The 16,684-nt window shown below is 72.2% G+C and carries 20 protein-coding genes and 1 riboswitch; of the genes, 14 read left to right on the top strand and 6 right to left on the bottom strand.

Annotation, left to right across the window (positions count from 1 at the left end; all coding sequences use genetic code 11):
* Positions 1–183 precede the first annotated feature (183 nt).
* On the top strand, positions 184–1,149 hold the full coding sequence (locus tag ACN6LB_RS03455; RefSeq protein ID WP_445024564.1) for an ABC transporter permease: 966 nt from the start codon (positions 184–186) through the stop codon (positions 1,147–1,149).
* A 60-nt stretch (positions 1,150–1,209) separates the two neighbouring features.
* Here the strand turns inward: ACN6LB_RS03455 and ACN6LB_RS03450 are convergent, their stop codons facing one another.
* Positions 1,210–1,485, bottom strand: coding sequence for a type II toxin-antitoxin system Phd/YefM family antitoxin (locus ACN6LB_RS03450; protein WP_356136355.1), 276 nt, complete (start codon positions 1,483–1,485; stop codon positions 1,210–1,212).
* 214 nt (positions 1,486–1,699) lie between these two features.
* Here ACN6LB_RS03450 and ACN6LB_RS03445 point away from each other — a divergent pair, with 214 nt between their 5' ends.
* The 4 genes from ACN6LB_RS03445 to ACN6LB_RS03430 all read left to right on the top strand — a co-directional run bounded on the left by ACN6LB_RS03445 (position 1,700) and on the right by ACN6LB_RS03430 (position 4,274).
* Positions 1,700–2,335 carry an ATP-dependent Clp protease proteolytic subunit gene (locus tag ACN6LB_RS03445; RefSeq protein WP_445024488.1) on the top strand — a complete coding sequence of 212 codons (636 nt, stop codon included), beginning with the start codon at positions 1,700–1,702 and terminating at the stop codon, positions 2,333–2,335.
* A gap of 7 nt (positions 2,336–2,342) precedes the next feature.
* Positions 2,343–2,651, top strand: coding sequence for a hypothetical protein (locus tag ACN6LB_RS03440; protein ID WP_356136351.1), 309 nt, complete (start codon positions 2,343–2,345; stop codon positions 2,649–2,651).
* Positions 2,652–3,019: 368 nt separating this feature from the next.
* Positions 3,020–3,184: riboswitch (cyclic di-AMP (ydaO/yuaA leader) on the top strand.
* Between the two features lie 3 nt (positions 3,185–3,187).
* Complete coding sequence (locus tag ACN6LB_RS03435; protein ID WP_356136349.1) at positions 3,188–3,661, top strand: C40 family peptidase; 474 nt, start codon at positions 3,188–3,190, stop codon at positions 3,659–3,661.
* A gap of 79 nt (positions 3,662–3,740) precedes the next feature.
* Positions 3,741–4,274, top strand: a complete 534-nt coding sequence (locus ACN6LB_RS03430) for a DUF6328 family protein (protein WP_445024487.1) — start codon at positions 3,741–3,743, stop codon at positions 4,272–4,274.
* Here the strand turns inward: ACN6LB_RS03430 and ACN6LB_RS03425 are convergent.
* Complete coding sequence (locus ACN6LB_RS03425; RefSeq protein WP_445024486.1) at positions 4,213–4,830, bottom strand: LysE family translocator; 618 nt, start codon at positions 4,828–4,830, stop codon at positions 4,213–4,215. The two genes, ACN6LB_RS03430 and ACN6LB_RS03425, sit on opposite strands and share 62 nt — an antisense overlap.
* A 90-nt stretch (positions 4,831–4,920) precedes the next feature.
* On the opposite strand from ACN6LB_RS03425, the gene ACN6LB_RS03420 reads away from it, so the two are divergent.
* On the top strand, positions 4,921–5,838 hold the full coding sequence (locus ACN6LB_RS03420; protein ID WP_356136343.1) for a LysR family transcriptional regulator: 918 nt from the start codon (positions 4,921–4,923) through the stop codon (positions 5,836–5,838).
* Between the two features lie 8 nt (positions 5,839–5,846).
* Here the strand turns inward: ACN6LB_RS03420 and ACN6LB_RS03415 are convergent, their stop codons facing one another.
* Complete coding sequence (locus ACN6LB_RS03415; RefSeq protein WP_356136341.1) at positions 5,847–6,305, bottom strand: ATP-binding protein; 459 nt, start codon at positions 6,303–6,305, stop codon at positions 5,847–5,849.
* Positions 6,306–6,516: 211 nt separating this feature from the next.
* Between ACN6LB_RS03415 and ACN6LB_RS03410 the strand changes: the two genes are divergently transcribed.
* Positions 6,517–7,374: a helix-turn-helix domain-containing protein gene (locus tag ACN6LB_RS03410; protein WP_445024485.1), complete on the top strand. Its 858-nt coding sequence runs from the start codon at positions 6,517–6,519 to the stop codon at positions 7,372–7,374.
* 9 nt (positions 7,375–7,383) lie between these two features.
* Positions 7,384–7,608, top strand: coding sequence for a DUF397 domain-containing protein (locus ACN6LB_RS03405; RefSeq protein ID WP_356136336.1), 225 nt, complete (start codon positions 7,384–7,386; stop codon positions 7,606–7,608).
* 37 nt (positions 7,609–7,645) lie between these two features.
* On the opposite strand, the gene ACN6LB_RS03400 is transcribed toward ACN6LB_RS03405, so the two are convergent.
* Positions 7,646–8,779 carry an 8-amino-7-oxononanoate synthase gene (locus tag ACN6LB_RS03400; RefSeq protein WP_445024484.1) on the bottom strand — a complete coding sequence of 378 codons (1,134 nt, stop codon included), beginning with the start codon at positions 8,777–8,779 and terminating at the stop codon, positions 7,646–7,648.
* Positions 8,780–8,938: 159 nt separating this feature from the next.
* Between ACN6LB_RS03400 and bioB the strand changes: the two genes are divergently transcribed.
* Genes bioB through ACN6LB_RS03380 form a run of 4 tightly spaced genes read left to right on the top strand, consistent with a single transcriptional unit; the run spans position 8,939 to position 12,465 of the window.
* The gene (gene bioB / locus ACN6LB_RS03395) at positions 8,939–10,165 is read left to right on the top strand and encodes a biotin synthase BioB (protein WP_445024483.1); all 1,227 of its coding nucleotides are present in this window, start codon (positions 8,939–8,941) and stop codon (positions 10,163–10,165) included.
* Positions 10,158–11,438, top strand: coding sequence for an adenosylmethionine--8-amino-7-oxononanoate transaminase (locus tag ACN6LB_RS03390; RefSeq protein ID WP_445024482.1), 1,281 nt, complete (start codon positions 10,158–10,160; stop codon positions 11,436–11,438). Before bioB ends, ACN6LB_RS03390 begins: the two co-directional genes overlap by 8 nt.
* A 6-nt stretch (positions 11,439–11,444) precedes the next feature.
* On the top strand, positions 11,445–12,167 hold the full coding sequence (gene bioD, locus ACN6LB_RS03385) for a dethiobiotin synthase (protein ID WP_445024481.1): 723 nt from the start codon (positions 11,445–11,447) through the stop codon (positions 12,165–12,167).
* 10 nt (positions 12,168–12,177) lie between these two features.
* Positions 12,178–12,465, top strand: coding sequence for a hypothetical protein (locus ACN6LB_RS03380; protein ID WP_445024480.1), 288 nt, complete (start codon positions 12,178–12,180; stop codon positions 12,463–12,465).
* 9 nt (positions 12,466–12,474) lie between these two features.
* Here ACN6LB_RS03380 and ACN6LB_RS03375 read toward each other — a convergent pair whose 3' ends face one another.
* Positions 12,475–14,685 carry a LuxR C-terminal-related transcriptional regulator gene (locus ACN6LB_RS03375; protein WP_445024479.1) on the bottom strand — a complete coding sequence of 737 codons (2,211 nt, stop codon included), beginning with the start codon at positions 14,683–14,685 and terminating at the stop codon, positions 12,475–12,477.
* 115 nt (positions 14,686–14,800) lie between these two features.
* Between ACN6LB_RS03375 and ACN6LB_RS03370 the strand changes: the two genes are divergently transcribed.
* Positions 14,801–15,487, top strand: a complete 687-nt coding sequence (locus ACN6LB_RS03370) for an esterase/lipase family protein (RefSeq protein ID WP_445024478.1) — start codon at positions 14,801–14,803, stop codon at positions 15,485–15,487.
* Positions 15,488–15,601: 114 nt separating this feature from the next.
* Complete coding sequence (locus ACN6LB_RS03365; RefSeq protein WP_445024477.1) at positions 15,602–16,315, top strand: class I SAM-dependent methyltransferase; 714 nt, start codon at positions 15,602–15,604, stop codon at positions 16,313–16,315.
* Here the strand turns inward: ACN6LB_RS03365 and ACN6LB_RS03360 are convergent.
* Entirely contained in the window at positions 16,310–16,684 is a 375-nt protein-coding gene (locus ACN6LB_RS03360; RefSeq protein ID WP_445024476.1) for a fic family toxin-antitoxin system, toxin component, read from the bottom strand. The two genes, ACN6LB_RS03365 and ACN6LB_RS03360, sit on opposite strands and share 6 nt — an antisense overlap.

Here is a 16,684-nt window from a genome sequence, read left to right as displayed (position 1 = left end):
GAGGGCGAATCAAAAACGAACGATCCTTCTTTTTAGAGAGAGCCCTCGGCGGACCACTGCCGGCGCCCCGAGCGACTCTCCGCCTCGCCCTAGGGGGAAGCCATGTCCGCCACCACCGAGTCCGCCAGGAGCGCAGCGCCCGCACAGCGGCAGCCAGGGTCCCGGCCGCCGCACGGCCGCCGCATGATCGCCGTGATAGTCCTGATCCCGGTCCTGGCGGCGCTCGCGCTCTGGTCCTTCGCCTGGCCCGCCGCCCGCACCGCGCCCCGCGATCTGCCGCTCGGGGTGGCCGGCCCCGCTGTCGCGACCGCACAGCTGGAGAAGCAACTCACCGCTCGCGAGGGCGCGTTCGAGATCCACCGCTACGCGGACGAGGCCGCCGCCCGAAGCGCCATCGAGGGCCGGACCGTATACGGCGCCGTCGTCGCCACCGCGCACGGGCCGAAGCTGCTGACCGCGTCCGCCGCGAGCCCGCTCGTCGCCCAGTTGCTGCAGCAGGCGGTGGCCGGGCAGGCACCGGCCGGCACCGAGGTGACGACCGTCGACGTCGTGGCCGCTTCCGCCGACGACCCGCGCGGCGCGGCGCTGACCGCGAGCGTGCTGCCGCTGGCACTGGCCGGCGTCGCCGCGGGAGCCGTCGTGACGCTGCTCGGGCTGCGCGGCGTGCGCGCCGTGGCCGCACTGGTCGGCGCCGCCGCGCTGATCGGCACGGTCGCGGCCGCGCTCGCCGGCAGCTGGCTGGGGGTCCTCACCGGGAACTGGTGGGCGGAGGCCGCCGTCCTCGGCCTCTCGACGTTGGCGGTGAGCGCCGCGGTGGCCGGGCTGGCGGCGCTCATCGGCAACTCTGGCATCGGACTCGGCGCGATGCTGATCACGCTGTTCGGCAACTCGTTCTCCGGGGCGGCCTCGGCCCCGCAGATGCTGCCCGAGCCGGTCGGCACGATCGGCCAGTGGCTGCCGCCGGGCGCCGGTACGACCCTGCTGCGCTCGGTGTCGTTCTTCGACGGAGCCGCCGCCACCGGCCCGGCGCTCACCCTGGCCTGGTGGGCGGCGCTCGGCCTCGGCGCGGTGCTCCTCGGCAGCGCCCTCAAGGCACGCCGTACAAGCCCGGAGCCGGCCGTGGAGCACCGGCCGTCCTTCGCGAGCTGACCCCGCGGGCGGGGACCCCACCGTCGTGGCCGCGCCGAACCGCCCTGCCCGGTGCGGGCGTTACGACGCCGTGTGCCCCCGGTGCTCCGCGGCGATGCCGAACCGCTGGCGTTCCCTCGGCGCGGATCCCACCTCGCGGACCGCGGAGACCGAGGTGACCACCTGCTCCTCGGCGGCGTCGAGCTCTTCGAGACGCTCCAGGTCGGCGGCGGAGACCAGGGCGACGAGCGGCTTCCCGTGCCGCGTCACGACGACGCGCTCGTCGCCGTACACCACCCGGTTGATCAGATCGGCGAGCTCAGCCCTGGCTTGCGTCACCGGAATCTCGTAGGCCATGGCCACCAGCTTAGACCGGGTTCCGCGGACCCCCAGGGGCGGAAGATCTCCCCGCAGCCGACCCACCGCCGACTCGCAGCCGGCCCACCGCACGCGCGATCCCCGCGAAGCACCTCGCTCCGCGGGGAATTTCGCTGTCGGCCGATACCCCTCGACGACTTCTGTACGTCCTGTACATTTTTTACAGGAGAGTCGCTCAGAGGAGGCGCCAGCCATGAACGAACCGTCCGCCCGCTACGTCCTGCCCGAATTCACGGAGCGCACGAGTGCGGGGCACCGGACCCTGGATCCGTACTCGAAGCTGCTCGACGAGCGGATCGTGTTCCTGGGGACGCCTATTGACGACACGTCGGCGAACGACGTGATGGCACAGTTCATGCACCTCGAATATCTGGCCCCGGACCAGGACATCTGTCTGTACATCAACTCCCCGGGCGGCTCGTTCAGTGCGATGACGGCCGTCTACGACACGATGCAGTTCGTCACCTGCGAGGTGGAGACCATCTGTCTGGGGCAGGCCGCCTCGGCCGCCGCTGTTCTGCTGGCGGGCGGCACCCCGGGCAAGCGGTTCGCGCTGCCGGGTGCCCGCGTAATGATCCATCAGCCCTCGTTCCCCGAGCCGGTCCAGGGACAGGCGAGCGATCTGGCCATCCAGGCCGAGGAGTTGATGCGCACCCGGCGCAAGCTGGAGGAGATGCTCGTACGGCACACCGGGCAGAGCGCGGAGCAGGTCGCCGCCGACATCGAGCGCGACAAGATCCTGGACGCGCCGGCGGCGCTCGCGTACGGGCTGGTGGACGCGATCATCCCGAGCCGCAAAGCCGCGCGCACCGCGCCGGGCGCGAGGTGACCCGCTGATGCTTCCGCCCGAGCTGCCACCGCTGCCCGCGCTCACGCGCGCGGAGGCCGAGTTGATCGACCGTTACCTCGATGTGGTCGACCTGCTCGGCCGTATCAACCCGGCCCGGCCCGGGGACACCTATCGCGGACTGCGCGCCGCCCAGGCCCTCGTCGGCAAGGCGACGGCGTTGCGCGACGCACTCACGCTGATGCACCAACGCGGCGAGAGCGAGGTGCACGCCCCGACGCTGGCGCAAGCGTTGCGAGTCCTCGACGGGGAGCGGCGGGCGGCCCGCGTCACCCTGCCGCCGGGGGCGGACAGTTGACGCATCCGCACCGGGCCACCGCTCGCACCGGGGCGGCGACGCGTCCGGGGCGCGGTTCAAACGGACCAGATGGTGTACCCCCGAACGGCGTAGACACCCGTCGCTCCGAAGGCCCGGAAGAGTTGCGCAACGCGCGTGCATCGGGGGCGGAATGAAGCGTTCCGGTGCTGGTACGAGCCTCGTCGACCCCCTCGACACCCCTTCGAACAAGGGGGTGTCCACCCGAACGGGTGAGTGGTGAGTAACGCCACAAATCGCTGATTCCACTCGGATTTTTCGCCATGCGTGCGTCAAGATCCCTTCCGACGACAAGCCCCCGCCACAGCGGCGGGGCGGTCCGGGCGGACGCCGAGTCCTGCCGCCGCCCGGATGACCGGTCGACAGATGTGCATCGGCAGGAGTGGAGGACCCAGCTAGACGGGCCGCCGGAGAGATCCGGGCGGTCCTTGGGGTGAAGCCGCAGTACGCGGCCGGGCAACTTCGCCAGCCCGAATCCGACAGGTCATCCTTCACAGGCGGCTGACGAAGGGTTGCGCATGACTGCGCTCAATCGTGTTCCGTCGCTGCTGACCCGGGCCGGTACGGCCTCGGCTCTCACCATCGCCGCCGTGGGCGGCAGCATCGTGGTCCCAGGCATCGCCTCCGACGCAGCGGCCGCGACGACGGCTACGAGGGCACTCCAGGTAGCGGCCTCCAAGAAGGGCTCCCCGTACCAGTGGGGCGCCACGGGGCCACGCCGCTTCGACTGCTCCGGGCTCACGCTCTACTCGTACAAGAAGGCGGGCAAGAACCTGCCTCGTACGGCCGCGGGGCAGTACAACAAGACCCACCATGTCTCCGCGTCCGGCCGCAAGGCCGGGGACCTGGTGTTCTTCCACTCGGGCCGGAACGTGTACCACGTCGGCATCTACGCCGGGAAGGGAAAGATCTGGCACTCCCCGAAGACGGGAACCGTCGTGAGGCTCGAGAAGATCTGGACGAGGAGCGTCTGGTACGGCCGGGTCAGCTGACCTGCCCGGCGGGGTGACGGCAAGGACGCCGTCACCCCGCCGGGGCGTGACCCGGTCCGGAACGGATACTCGTTCGTTCATGGCCGACCTACCGCACCACAGCGAACGCAACGAAACACCTCTGGAGCGCGCCGACCGGAACTTCGGCGAGCTGCTCCAGGAGCTGCGCGTCACCCAGACCGGGGTGCAGATCCTCTTCGCGTTCCTGCTGACCCTGGCCTTCACCCAGCGCTTCCCGTCGCTGGACTCCTTCCAGCGCGCCACGTACGTCACCACGCTGCTGCTCGCGGTGCTGGCCGCGGCCCTGTTCACGGCGCCCGCCGCACTGCACCGTTCGCTGTTCCAGCAGAACGCCAAGCCCCGGATCGTGCGGGTCTCCTCCCAGCTGGCCACAGCCGGTCTGAGCGTGCTGATGCTGGCGTTCACCGGGTCGGTACTGCTGGTCGTGGACGTGACCCTCAGTCGCGGCGCAGCTATCGCGGCGGGGGCCGCCACCCTGGGCGTCTGCCTGGCACTGTGGCGCCTGCTCCCCTTCCTGGTGCAACGCAGCCTCAGGAACGAAGACCCTCAGCGAGAAGCACCACACCGAGAACCGTCAGCGCGCTCCCGGTGACGGCCTCCACGGCCCGCGCGGCCCTCGGCCGCCGCAGCCACCGGCCGAGCCGGTCCACGAGCAGCGCGACCGCCGGGAACCAGACCAGGGCGAGGACGACCACGATCAGCGCCAGCAGCAGGGTCCGCAGCAGCGCGGGACTGCCCGCCGGAACGAACTGCGGCAGCAGGCTCAGGAAGGTGATGGGCGCCTTCGGGTTGAGCGCGTTGGTGACGAAGCCCTGTCGCAGCGGGCGCGCGCCGGACCCCGCCTCGTCGCCCGGCGCCGCGAGCGGCCGCCGCAGCGCCCCCAGGGTCCGTACGCCGAGGTACAGCACGTAGGCGCCACCGAGCAGTTGGAGCGTGCGGAACAGCGCGGGCACCGCCGTGAGGACCGCCGCGACCCCGGCCACCGCGAGGGCCGTGTGCAGCAGCAGCCCGCCCGCGACCCCGAGCGCACACGCGACCCCCGCCCGGCGCGAGACCAGGGCGTTGCGTACGACGACGGTGAAGTCCGCGCCCGGCATGGCGACCATGCCCGCGGCCACTGCGGTGAAGGCGATGAGCTGTCCGTCCATGCGCACCAGCCTGCCCGCGCCGGGCCTTCAGCAGGTATGTCGAATATCCTGGGTTTTCCTTAAGCGATTCTTTAGGCCCAGGAGGGTGGCGTGTACGACCCGACGCGGCTGGCAGCGCTGGTGGCGGTCGCCGAGGCGGGGTCGATCACCCGGGCCGCCGAACGGCTCGGGTACACCCCGCCGGCGCTCTCCCAGCAGCTGGCGAAGCTGGAGCGGGAGGCGGGCGCGACGCTCCTGGTGCGCTCGCACCGCGGGGCACGGCTGACGGACGCGGGCGAGCTGCTGGTGGTACGGGCACGCCGGGTTCTGGACGAGCTGGCGCAGGCCCGGCACGAACTGGCGCGGCTCACGGGCCTGGCGGGCGGCACACTGCGGCTCGGCACCTTCCAGACGGCGGGCATACATCTGCTGCCGCCGGTGCTCAGCGCGTTTCGCCGTGCGCACCCGGACGTGGAGCTGTCGGTGGCGGACTACGAGCCCCCGAACGGTGTTTCGGCGGTCGCGGCGGGCGACGTCGACCTCGCGCTGACGCACACCTACGAGCCCGCCGAGCCGGCCCCGCTGCCCTCGTCGGTCACCCTGGAGCCCGTACTGGTCGAGGAGTTGGTCCTGGTGACCGCCCCGGGACACGCCCTCGCGGACGGCTCCGCACGGCTGCCCCTGGACCGGCTCGCCGGTCAGCCGCTGATCAGCATGGCGCCCGGCCATCCGTCCCGCGCGGGCGTGGAATCGGCGCTGGCCCGGGCCGGGGCCGCCCCGTCGGTACTGGTGGAGACTCCGGGTTACGCCCTGGTGTGTGCGTTGGTCAGTGCGGGACTCGGGGTGGCCGTGGTGCCGGAGATGGTGGGCAGGACCGCGGTGACGCCGGTGGGGGTACGGCAGTTGGAGCCCGGCGATCTTCGCCGTACGATCTCGGTCGCCCACCGCACCGACGAGGCGGCGCCTGTCGCCGACGCCTTCCGTGCGCTGCTGCGCGGTGCGTTCGGGCGGGCCGCACAGCACAACTGAGCGCGGTGTCAGGGCTCTTGCAGGCCCACGGCGGTGACCGGCTGCACGGGCGCCGACCACGGCAGCTCGATCGCGACGGTCTTACCGCCCTCCCGGGTGGGCCGGACGCTGAGCCGGCCGCCGCACTCGGCGGTCAGCCAACGGATGATCACCATCCCGCGTCCGTTGTCCTGTTGGACGGCGGCGGGCAGCCGCTTCGGGAAGCGCGGGTGGCTGTCGGTGACCCCGATGCGCAGGTGCTCGTCGCGGTCGAGCCGTAGGTCGACGGTGAAGGTGGGCGACTGCCCGAAGGTGTGCTGGACGGCGTTGGTGGCGAGTTCCGAAACGATCAGCCGTACGGTGTCGGCGGTTTCGGTGTCGGACGGCAGGCCCCATTCGGCCAGCACGCCTGTGACGTAATTCCGGGCCGTGGAGACCGAAGCGGGATCGCTCGGCAGAGTGATGGATGCTTCATGGTGGTCTGCCATGGCGACGCTGTCCCTTTCCCACGGGACCGGGGTCCGCACGGAGCGTGTGGTACGAGTACGGTCCCGGACTGGTGCTTCGCGCCAGACTGCCATTACCGGGCCTGTCACGGGTGCGATCCACCGAGATATGCATATATCTGTCGCTCGAAGCGGTGAACTCTGCGACGGCAGACCGTATTTGGGTGGCTCGGAAGGAGTAAGGAGTACGGCCATGCAATACGGTCCCGCGGTACGCCGCCGCAAGCTCGGCGCGGAGCTGCGCGGCCTGCGCACCGGCGCGGGCCTGACGAGTGGCGAGGCGGCTCGTCTGGTCGGCTGGCACCAGTCGAAGGTGAGCCGCATCGAGACGGGCGCCAGCGGTGTGAAACCGGCCGATGTTCGGTTACTCCTGGACGCGTACGCGGTCGAGGACCCCGAACTGCGCCATCTGCTCATGGTGTTGGCGGGCACCGAAGAAGGCGGGCGGCACCACTGGTGGCACGCCTACCGAGGCGTCCTGCCGCCGACGTACCGCGACTTCATCAGCCTGGAGTCGCAGGCCCGCGCCATGCGCACGCTGGAGACCTCTGTCGTGCCGGGGCTGCTCCAGACCGCCGAGTACGCCCGTGCGGTCACCCGGGCCGCGGTGGACGGGCTGGCGGACCCCCAGCTCGACACGCTCGTCGAGGTACGGCTCGCCCGGCAGGACGTGCTGCGTTCGAATCCGCCGCTGGAGCTGAGCGCGGTCCTGGACGAGGCGGTGCTGCGCAGGGAGGTCGGCGGTCCCGAGGTCATGGCACGGCAGTTGGACCGCCTCGTCGAGGCCGCGCATCTGCCTCAAGTGCGGCTTCAGGTACTGCCGTTCGCCGCCGGGGCCCACATCGGAATCACCGGGCCTTTCGTTATCTTCTCTTTTCCGAACACATCTGACTTGGATGTGGTTGTTCTTGACCAACTGACGAGTAGCCTCTACCTCGAACGGAAAGAAGACCTCCAGGCCTACAGCGAGGCCTTCCAGACCCTTCAGTTCCACGCCCTTTCGCCCGAGGACTCGTTGGATTACATCGCCGGGATACATGACGGCGCGTAAGGAGGCACCATGCCTGCACTGCCTCGGTCCGTTCCTTCCAGCACTTCGCTGCATGAGGTGCCATGGCTGCGCAGCAGCCGCAGTACGGGAATGAACAACTGCGTCGAAACCGCCCGTCCTGGCCCCGGCCCCTGGGCCGGGCTGGTGGCCGTACGCGACTCCAAGAACACCACCGGGCCCGCGCTGCTCTTCGGCCCCGCCGCCTGGCAGGGCTTCGTCGCAGCACTGGGCTGACGCCCAGGGGGTGCTTGAAAGTCCCGCACAGCACCCACTAGCGCGTCTCGCTGATCACCCGCACGGCCCGGTCGATCTGCTGGTCGGTGAGGTCCGCGCGGGCGGTCAGCCGCAGGCGTGAGATGCCGTCGGGCACGGACGGGGGGCGGAAGCAGCCGACGGCGAGACCCGCCTCGCGGCAGTCGGCCGCCCACCGCACGGCCCGCTCGGGGGACGGCGCGCGCACGGAGACGACCGCGGCGTCCGGTCGTACGGCCTCAAGGCCCTCGGCGGTCAGCCGGGTGTGCAGAGCCGTCGCCACCGCGCGGGCCCGGGCCGCGCGCTCCGGCTCGCGGCGCAGCAGCCGCAGCGCCGCGAGAGCCGCGCCCACCGCGGCGGGGGCGAGACCGGTGTCGAAGATGAAGGTGCGGGCCGCGTTGACCAGGTGGTCGATGACCTGTGCGGAGCCAAGGACGGCGCCGCCCTGACTGCCGAACGACTTGGAGAGCGTGACGGTCACCACCACGCCCGGATCGCCCGCGAGCCCCGCCGCGTGCGGGGCGCCCCGACCGCCTTCGCCGAGGACACCGAGCCCGTGCGCGTCGTCGACGACCAGCCCGGCGCCGTGCTCCCGGCAGACGTCCGCGAGGCCGCCGAGCGGGGCCGCGTCGCCGTCCACCGAGAAGACCGTGTCGGACACGACGACGGCCGGCCCGGTGCGGGTGCCGAGCGCCTTGCGTACGGCGTCCGGGTCGGCGTGGGCGACGACCTGGGTCGTCCCGCGGGCGAGCCGGCAGCCGTCGATGAGCGAGGCGTGGTTGCCCGCGTCCGAGACGATCAGGGAGCCGTGCGGCGCGAGCGCGGTGACCGCGGCCAGGTTGGCGGCATACCCCGAGGAGAAGACGAGCGCCGACTCGAATCCGCAGAAGTCCGCCAGCTCGCGTTCGAGTTCCCCGTGCAGTTCGGTGGTGCCGGTGACGAGCCGGGAGCCGGTGGCGCCGCCGCCCCAGACGCGGGCCGCGTCCGCCGCCGCGCCGGTGATCTCGGGATGGCGGGCGAGGCCGAGGTAGTCGTTGCTCGCGAGGTCCAGGAGCGGGGAGTCGGCGGGGCGCGGCTTCAAGGTCCGTACGAGGCCCGCTCGACGGCGAAGACAGTCCTGCTCGTCGATCCAGCCGAACGGCGATCCCGCCATGTGTCCTCCGCGCCTCGGGTGTCTTGTTTTGTAGGCAGTTCACAGACCCTAGCGGCCCCCTCTGCCGCCCAGGATGTGGCAATACCCACACGTCGAACCGTCTCTGTTGTGCAAACTCTCCTTGGCCCGGACCGGTCGCATACGTCAGGATCGGGCCTCATGGACCTGCTGAACACGCTGGTGGACAAGGGGCTTCGGCGCGAGCTGCCGACCCGCGACGAGGCGCTGGCCGTACTGGCCACGTCCGACGACGACGTGCTCGACGTGGTGGCCGCGGCCGGCAAGGTGCGCCGTCACTGGTTCGGCCGCCGCGTGAAACTGAATTACCTGGTCAACCTCAAGTCCGGCTTGTGTCCCGAGGACTGCTCGTACTGCTCGCAGCGCCTCGGTTCCACGGCCGGCATCCTCAAGTACACCTGGCTCAAGCCGGACGAGGCCTCGCAGGCCGCGGCGGCCGGGCTGGCCGGCGGCGCCAAGCGGGTCTGTCTGGTGGCCAGTGGCCGCGGCCCGACGGACCGTGACGTGGACCGGGTCTCCGACACCATCAAGGCGATCAAGGACCAGAACGAGGACGTCGAGGTCTGCGCCTGTCTGGGGCTGCTCTCCGACGGTCAGGCCGAGCGGCTGCGCGAGGCGGGAGCCGACGCCTACAACCACAACCTGAACACGTCCGAGGGGACGTACGGGGAGATCACGACCACGCACACGTACGCCGACCGGGTGGACACGGTCCAGAAGGCGCACGCGGCCGGCCTGTCCGCCTGCTCGGGTCTGATCGCGGGCATGGGCGAGAGCGACGAGGACCTCGTCGACGTCGTCTACGCCCTTCGTGCACTGGACCCCGACTCGGTTCCGGTCAATTTTCTGATCCCCTTCGAGGGCACCCCGCTCGCCAAGGAGTGGAACCTCACCCCGCAGCGGTGTCTGCGGATCCTCGCGATGGTGCGGTTCGTCTGCCCCGACGCGGAGGTGCGCATCGCGGGTGGCCGCGAGGTGCATCTGCGCACGATGCAGCCGCTCGCCCTGAACCTGGCCAACTCGATCTTCCTCGGCGACTACCTCACGAGCGAGGGCCAGGCCGGCAAGGCCGACCTGGACATGATCGCGGACGCCGGGTTCGAGGTGGAGGGCGCGGGCGAGATCACGCTGCCCGAGCACCGTGTCGCGGCGGGCGGCGGCTGCGGGTCGCATGCGGGCGCCGGTTGCGGGTCGCACGAGGGTGCGGGGTGCGGATCGCACGAGGGCGGCGGCGTGTGCGGCACGGCTGCCGTGACGGCTGCGGCTGCTCCGGCTTCGGCGGCGCCCACGGACGTGTCCGAAGCGCGTACGGATCTCGTCGCGGTACGCCGCCGGGGTGCCGGAACGGATCTCGCGCCCAATGCCTGACCTGTCCGTTCCCGAGCTGCTGGACCTCGACCGGCGGCACGTCTGGCACCCCTACGGGCCGATGCCCGGACGCCAGGAGCCGCTCGTCGTGGAGTCGGCGAGCGGGGTGCGCCTGCGGCTCGCGGACGGCTCGGGCGAGTTGGTCGACGGGATGTCGTCCTGGTGGTCGGCGATCCACGGTTACAACCACCCGGTGCTCAACGACGCGGCGCGCGGCCAGCTGGAGCGCATGAGCCATGTCATGTTCGGCGGGCTCACGCACGAGCCCGCCGTACAGCTGGCGAAACGCCTTGTCGACATGTCTCCCGAGGGTCTGGAGCATGTCTTCCTCGCGGACTCCGGTTCGGTCTCCGTCGAGGTCGCCGTCAAGATGTGCCTGCAGTACTGGCGTTCGCTCGGCCGTCCCGCCAAGCAGCGGCTGCTGACCTGGCGCGGCGGCTATCACGGCGACACCTGGCAGCCGATGTCGGTGTGCGACCCCGAGGGCGGGATGCACGAGCTGTGGCAGGGCGTGCTGCACCGGCAGGTGTTCGCCGACACGCCGCCGGCCGCGTACGAGGAGTCGTACGCCGATCATCTGCGTGAGCTGATCGAGCGGCACGCCGACGAGCTGGCAGCGGTGATCGTGGAGCCCGTGGTGCAGGGCGCGGGCGGCATGCGCTTCCACTCCCCCGCCTATCTGCGGGTGCTGCGCGAGGCGTGCGACGCGCACGACGTGCTGCTCGTGTTCGACGAGATCGCAACGGGGTTCGGCCGCACGGGTGCGCTGTTCGCGGCGGACCACGCGGGCGTGACGCCGGACGTGATGTGCGTCGGCAAGGCACTGACCGGCGGCTATCTGACGATGGCGGCCACGCTGTGCACGGCCCGGGTGGCCGACGGGATCTCGCGGGGCGAGGTCCCGGTGCTCGCCCACGGGCCGACCTTCATGGGCAACCCGCTCGCCGCCGCCGTGGCCTGCGCCTCCGTCGACCTGCTGCTCGCCCAGGACTGGCAGACCGAGGTCAAGCGCATCGAGACGGGGCTGCGGGAGGGGCTGGCGCCGGCGGCCGACCTGCCGGGCGTCCGGGACGTCCGCGTCCTCGGCGCGATCGGTGTCGTCCAGCTCGACCACGACGTCGACATGGCGGCGGCGACGAGGGCGGCGGTGCGCGAGGGCGTCTGGCTGCGGCCGTTCCGCGACCTCGTCTACACGATGCCGCCGTACGTCACGGGTGACGCGGACGTCGCCCGGATCACGCGCGCGGTGTGCGCTGCCGCGCAGGAAGGCTGAGCCGGAGTGTCGGTACTGGTGATCACGGGAACGGGCACGGAGGTCGGCAAGACGATCACGACCGCCGCCGTCGCGGCGGCGGCGGTCGCCGCCGGACGCTCCGTGGCCGTGCTCAAGCCCGCCCAGACGGGTGTACGACCGGACGAGCGCGGCGACGCCGACGAGGTGGTCCGGCTCGCGGGCCCCGTCGCGGCGCGTGAACTCGCGAGGTATCCCGAGCCGTTGGCGCCCGGGACCGCCGCGCGCCGGGCCGGTCTCGCGCCGGTGCGGCCGAAGGAGGTGGCGGAGGCGGCCGCCGAGCTGGCGACCGCGTACGACCTCGTGCTGGTCGAGGGCGCGGGCGGTCTGCTCGTCCGCTTCGACGACGAGGGCGGCACGCTGGCCGACGCCGCCCGGCTGCTGTCCGCACCGGTGCTGGTGGTTGCCGCGGCGGGGCTCGGCACGCTGAACACGACCGAGCTCACCGCCCATGAACTCCGCGCCCGCGGGCTCGACTTCGCGGGCGTGGTCATCGGCAGCTGGCCCATGTCCCCCGACCTCGCCTCCCGTTGCAACCTCGCGGACCTCCCGGCGGTGGCCAGGGCCCCGCTGCTCGGCGCGGTGCCCGCGGGGGCCGGAGCCCTGCCACCCGCCGACTTCCGCACGGCGGCGGCGAGTTGGCTGGCTCCGCGGCTCGGCGGGACATGGGACGCGGAGGCGTTCGCGGCGCGGGAAACGCGGCAGACGTAGGGGAGGCGTCATGGGCATGGGCTACGAGCACGAACATCTGCTGCCGCTGGTGAAGGCGCTCCTCACCGCCGGAAACCGGCTGCAGCCGCACCCGGCCACCGACCAGCCCTTCCGGCCCAGCCAGGGCGGCCCATACTGCCCTTTGGTCGATCCGATCGACTTCGACGTCGTCAGAGACCTCCCCCGGCGGGCCGAAGTGCTGCTCGACGAGGACAACGACGCGATCTCCTGCCGGCATTGCTGGGCAATGATCTACGGCGGCGACCACGTGCACGAGACGCTGTTCCAGCGCCGCTGACACCGGCTCTCACCCCCCGTCCTCCCCCACCTGCCCCAGCAGCCGCACCAGCTCGATCCGTGAGCGGATGCCCAGCCGGGTGAAGACGCCGCGCAGGTGGTGGTCGATCGTTCGTGGACTCAGCAGCAGACGGCCGGCGATCTCACGGTTGGTGGCTCCGTCGGCGGCCATACGGGCGACCAGGAGCTGCTGGGCGGTGAGGCGGCCGGCGAGGTCGTCGGCGCCGCGCGCGGGTGCGGCGGGTTCGCCGAGGGCGCGCAGTTCGGCGCGGGCCCGGGCCGCGCAGTGCGGGGAGCCGAAGTGCTCGAAGGCTTCGAGGGAGCTGTGCAGCCGGTCGCGGGCCTCGGTGCGCCGGCGCAGCCGCCGCAGGGCGCCGCCGAACAGCAGCTCCGTGCGGGCGCGTTCGAACTCCCGGGTGCCGACGGCATGCAGGTCGAGTGCGGTGCGGTAGTGCTCGACGGCGTCCTCCCCGGGGGCGAGGAGGGCTCGGCAGCGGGCGCTGAGGGCCAGGTCGTCGGGGCTGCGGACGGTGCGTGCCCAGTGGTCGTAGTCGGCGTGGGCGGCCACCGCGACCCGGGTGTCGCCGGTGTGGACGGCGGCTTCGACGTAGAGCGGGGTGGCGAGGTGGCGGATGGCCCGGTGGCCGTGTCCGGGGCCGTATCCGGCGAGCGCCCGCAGCCGGGCGGCGGAGGCGGCGAAGCGGCCGGCGGTGAGGTCGAGGAGGGCGAGGGCGAACAGCGACAGCGCGGCGGGCAGGCCGAGTCCGCGGGCCAGCGCGTACGCGCGGGCGGCCTCGGCACGCTCCCGGCAGGCCTCCTCCTCGCCCGCGACGGCCGCGAACAGGGCGAGGGCGGCCTGCAGATGGCAGGCGCCGTTGTCCTGGCCGGTGGCGTACGCCTGCCGCAGCGCCTCCAGTGCCCCGGCCTCGGCGGCGCGCGGACGTCCGGTCCAGAAGTCGGCGTAGGCCCGGAACTCCATGGCCTGCGAAACGGTGACCGTCTCGCCCCTGGCCCTCGCCGCGGCGGCCGCCCGCACCGTGGCGGTGGCGGCTGCGGTGTGGTCGCCGAGCATCAGCGCCGCTATCCCGGAGTGGATCAGCAGGGTGGGGTCGCCGCCGGGGCCGCAGCGTCCTGCGGTCGCCCGGAGTGCGCTGCGCGCGTCGTCGTAGCGCCCCTCGAAAGCTGCCGCGAGTCCGCCGAGCGTGCCGGGCGGCACGAGCCCGAACCGGTCGGCGACGGCGGCCGCCTCGCGGCATCGGCGCAGGTCCCCGGTGTAGATGACGGCTTCGGTGGCCCGGGCGAGGAGGTGCACGGCCGCGTCGGGACGGTCCGCGAGGGCGCCGTCGCCTGCGAGGCGGACCGTCGCCGTCAGCAGTGCGTCGAACGCTTCCGTGGCGTTCCCCGCGCGTAGAGCGAGCAGTCCGCCGAGGGCGTCGTCGTCGGTGCGGGCGACGAGGCGGCGGGCGCGGTCGCCGTCTCCGGAGTGCCAGGCGTCGGCGGCGGCCTGCCCGAACAGCCGTGAGCGGTCGCGGAGTTCGGGTGCCAGGTTGGCGGCGCGCTCGGCGAGGGCGCAGGCCAGCGCCGGTTCGCCGGCGGCACGCACCGTGTCGGCGGCGACGCGCAGTTCGGCCGCGAGCCGTCGGCTGGGGCCGAGCGCGGCGGCGCCGCGGTGCCAGGACCGCCGGGGTGCTTCACCCGCGTCGCACAGCACCCGGGCGAGCAGCTGGTGGGCCTCGCGCCGGTCCTCGGCCGAGGCGGTCTCGTAGGCGGCGATCCGCGTCCACGGGTCGCGGAAGACGATCCCGCCGGCCGTGGCATGGGCGAGCCCGGCGGCCTCGGCCGCGTCGAGGGGCCGGGTGTCGAGCCGGGCCGCGGTGAGCGCGCGCAGGAAGGCGTGGGTGGTGACCGGGTACTGGTCGGCCGCGGCGAGCAGCAGGAGCCGTCGGGTGTTCTCGGGCAGTGCGCGGATCTCGCGCCGGTGTCCGCGCAGCAGGGCGGGCGCCAGGGTGGCGGGCTCCGCCGGGAGGGGTTCGAGGCCGGTGAGCTGGGACTCGCTGAGGACCGAGGCGAGTTCCACGGCGGCGCGCGGGTCGCCGTGCGCGGCACGAAGCACTCGTACGCGTACGCCCTCGGAAAGTGGGGGGCCGAGGTGCTGCCACGCGTGCGTGTCGTGCTGTGCCGAAGTCTGCGGAAGAGGCGGGGGGTTCCACGGAGGCGCCACGATCTTGATGTTACTGGCGGGTTAACTGACTAGTAAAGACCGGCGATTTCACCGATGCGGCGCGCGTGGACCCGGCCGGACACTCCGGGAAACCCCACCCGTATCAGGAGGCACCATGCAACGCCGCATGCGCCGTATCGTCGCGGTCCTCTCGGCCGTGACCGCCTCGCTTCTTCTGTCCCTCTCCCTGACCGCCTCCCCCGCTCAGGCCGCCGCCCACAACCCGATCGTCTTCGTGCACGGGATCAGCAGTTCGTCGAGCAGCTGGGACGACTGGATCGCCGACTTCGAGGCGGACGGCTACAGCGCCTCCGAGCTGGACGCGTGGTCCTACGACTGGTCCCAGTCGAACGTGACCACCGCGCAGCAGCTGGCCACCGAGGTCAGGAGCGTGCTCGCCCGGACCGGCGCCTCCAAGGTGGACCTGGTCGTCCACTCCATGGGTGCGCTGAGCGCGCGGTACTACCTCAAGAACCTCGGCGGGACCGCGTACGTCGACGACTTCGTCTCCGCCGCCGGGGTGAACCACGGGACCACGACGGCCTCCTGGTGCAAGTGGCTCTACACGTCCTGCGCGGAGATGTACACCGGCAGCTCGTTCCTGACCTCGCTGAACTCCGGGGACGAGACACCGGGCAGCGTCTCCTACGCCAGCTACTGGTCGAACTGCGACGACGCGCTCACCCCGGACACCACCGCGATCCTGAGCGGCGCCACCAACGTCGAGGTCGGCTGCATATCGCACACCGACATGAACAACGACTACGGCGTCTACGGGCAGGTGCGCGACTTCGTCGCCTGACGGGTCCGCGCCCCCGTCGTGCGGTCCCGGACCGACCGGAACCGCTCGGCGGGGGTGCGGCGCACCGACCCGGGGCACAATCGGGGTAAGGCCCGTCCGCCCCGGGAGGTCCCCATGCCGCTACGGTCCGCACGCTCCGGCAAGGTGCCGCGGGACGCAGTCCACCATCCGCTGTTCGCCCGCTACTACGCCCGCATCAGCGTGAGCGCCGAGACCAGGTTCGGGATGGGCGGCGTACGCGATCGGCTGCTGGCCGGGCTGTCCGGCCGGGTCATCGAGATCGGCGCGGGCAACGGCCTGAACTTCGCGCACTACCCGAGCACCGTCTCGGAGGTCGTGGCGATCGAACCGGAGCGCCTGCTGCGGCAGCTGGCCGTGGAGGCGGCCCTGCGCGCGGACGTGCCCGTCGACGTGGTGCCGGGCGCAGCGGAGGCGCTGCCGGTCAAGAGCGAGGCGTTCGACGCCGCGGTGGTGTCGCTGGTGCTGTGCAGTGTGCGGGACGTGCCACGCGCGCTCGGTGAACTGCGGCGGGTGCTGCGGCCGGGCGCCACCGTGCGGTTCTTCGAGCACGGCAGGGGCGGCGGGCGCGCGATGAGCTCCGCCCAGCGCGGCCTGGACCGCACGCTGTGGCCGCGGCTCGCCGGCGGCTGCCATCTGGCCCGGGACCCGGTCGCCGCGCTGCGCGACGCCGGGTTCGAACTGGGCCCCTACCAGCGGCTGTTGATGCCGGAGAAGGGGCCACGGCTGCCCACCTCGTACTGCGTGCTGGGCAGTGCGTGGCGCCCTCGTCTCTCCGAGGAAGAGGCCTCCCACAAGGCAGCGTCATAGGCTCCAGCGGCGCAGCTCGCGCGCGATGTCGGCGACGGTCGCGTCACCGCCCTTGACCAGCCGCGCGAGCTCGCGGACCTGCTCGGGCGAGGTGACGACCTTGAGGCCGCTCGCGACGAGATAGGCGTAGGCGACGGCCGTGGCGAACATCGCGTTGGAGCGTTCGAGTGCCGGGACGTGCAGCAGGAGCTGGAGCAGCGCGGCGGCGCGGCGGTGGGGGCTGTCGTAGACGGGAATGCCGAATATCTCCGCCTCGTGCCGGCTGACGGCGGCGACGAGGGCTCCCCAGTCGGTGACCTGGGGGTCTCCGGGCGTCTTCTGTTCGGCGATCATGAGAAGCCAGGCAAGGTCGACTCTGAGACTGCTCAA

Source organism: Streptomyces sp. SAS_270 (assembly GCF_052543295.1).
The sequence above is the reverse complement of the archived record's forward strand: the minus strand, read 5'-3'. Positions and strand labels throughout refer to the sequence as shown.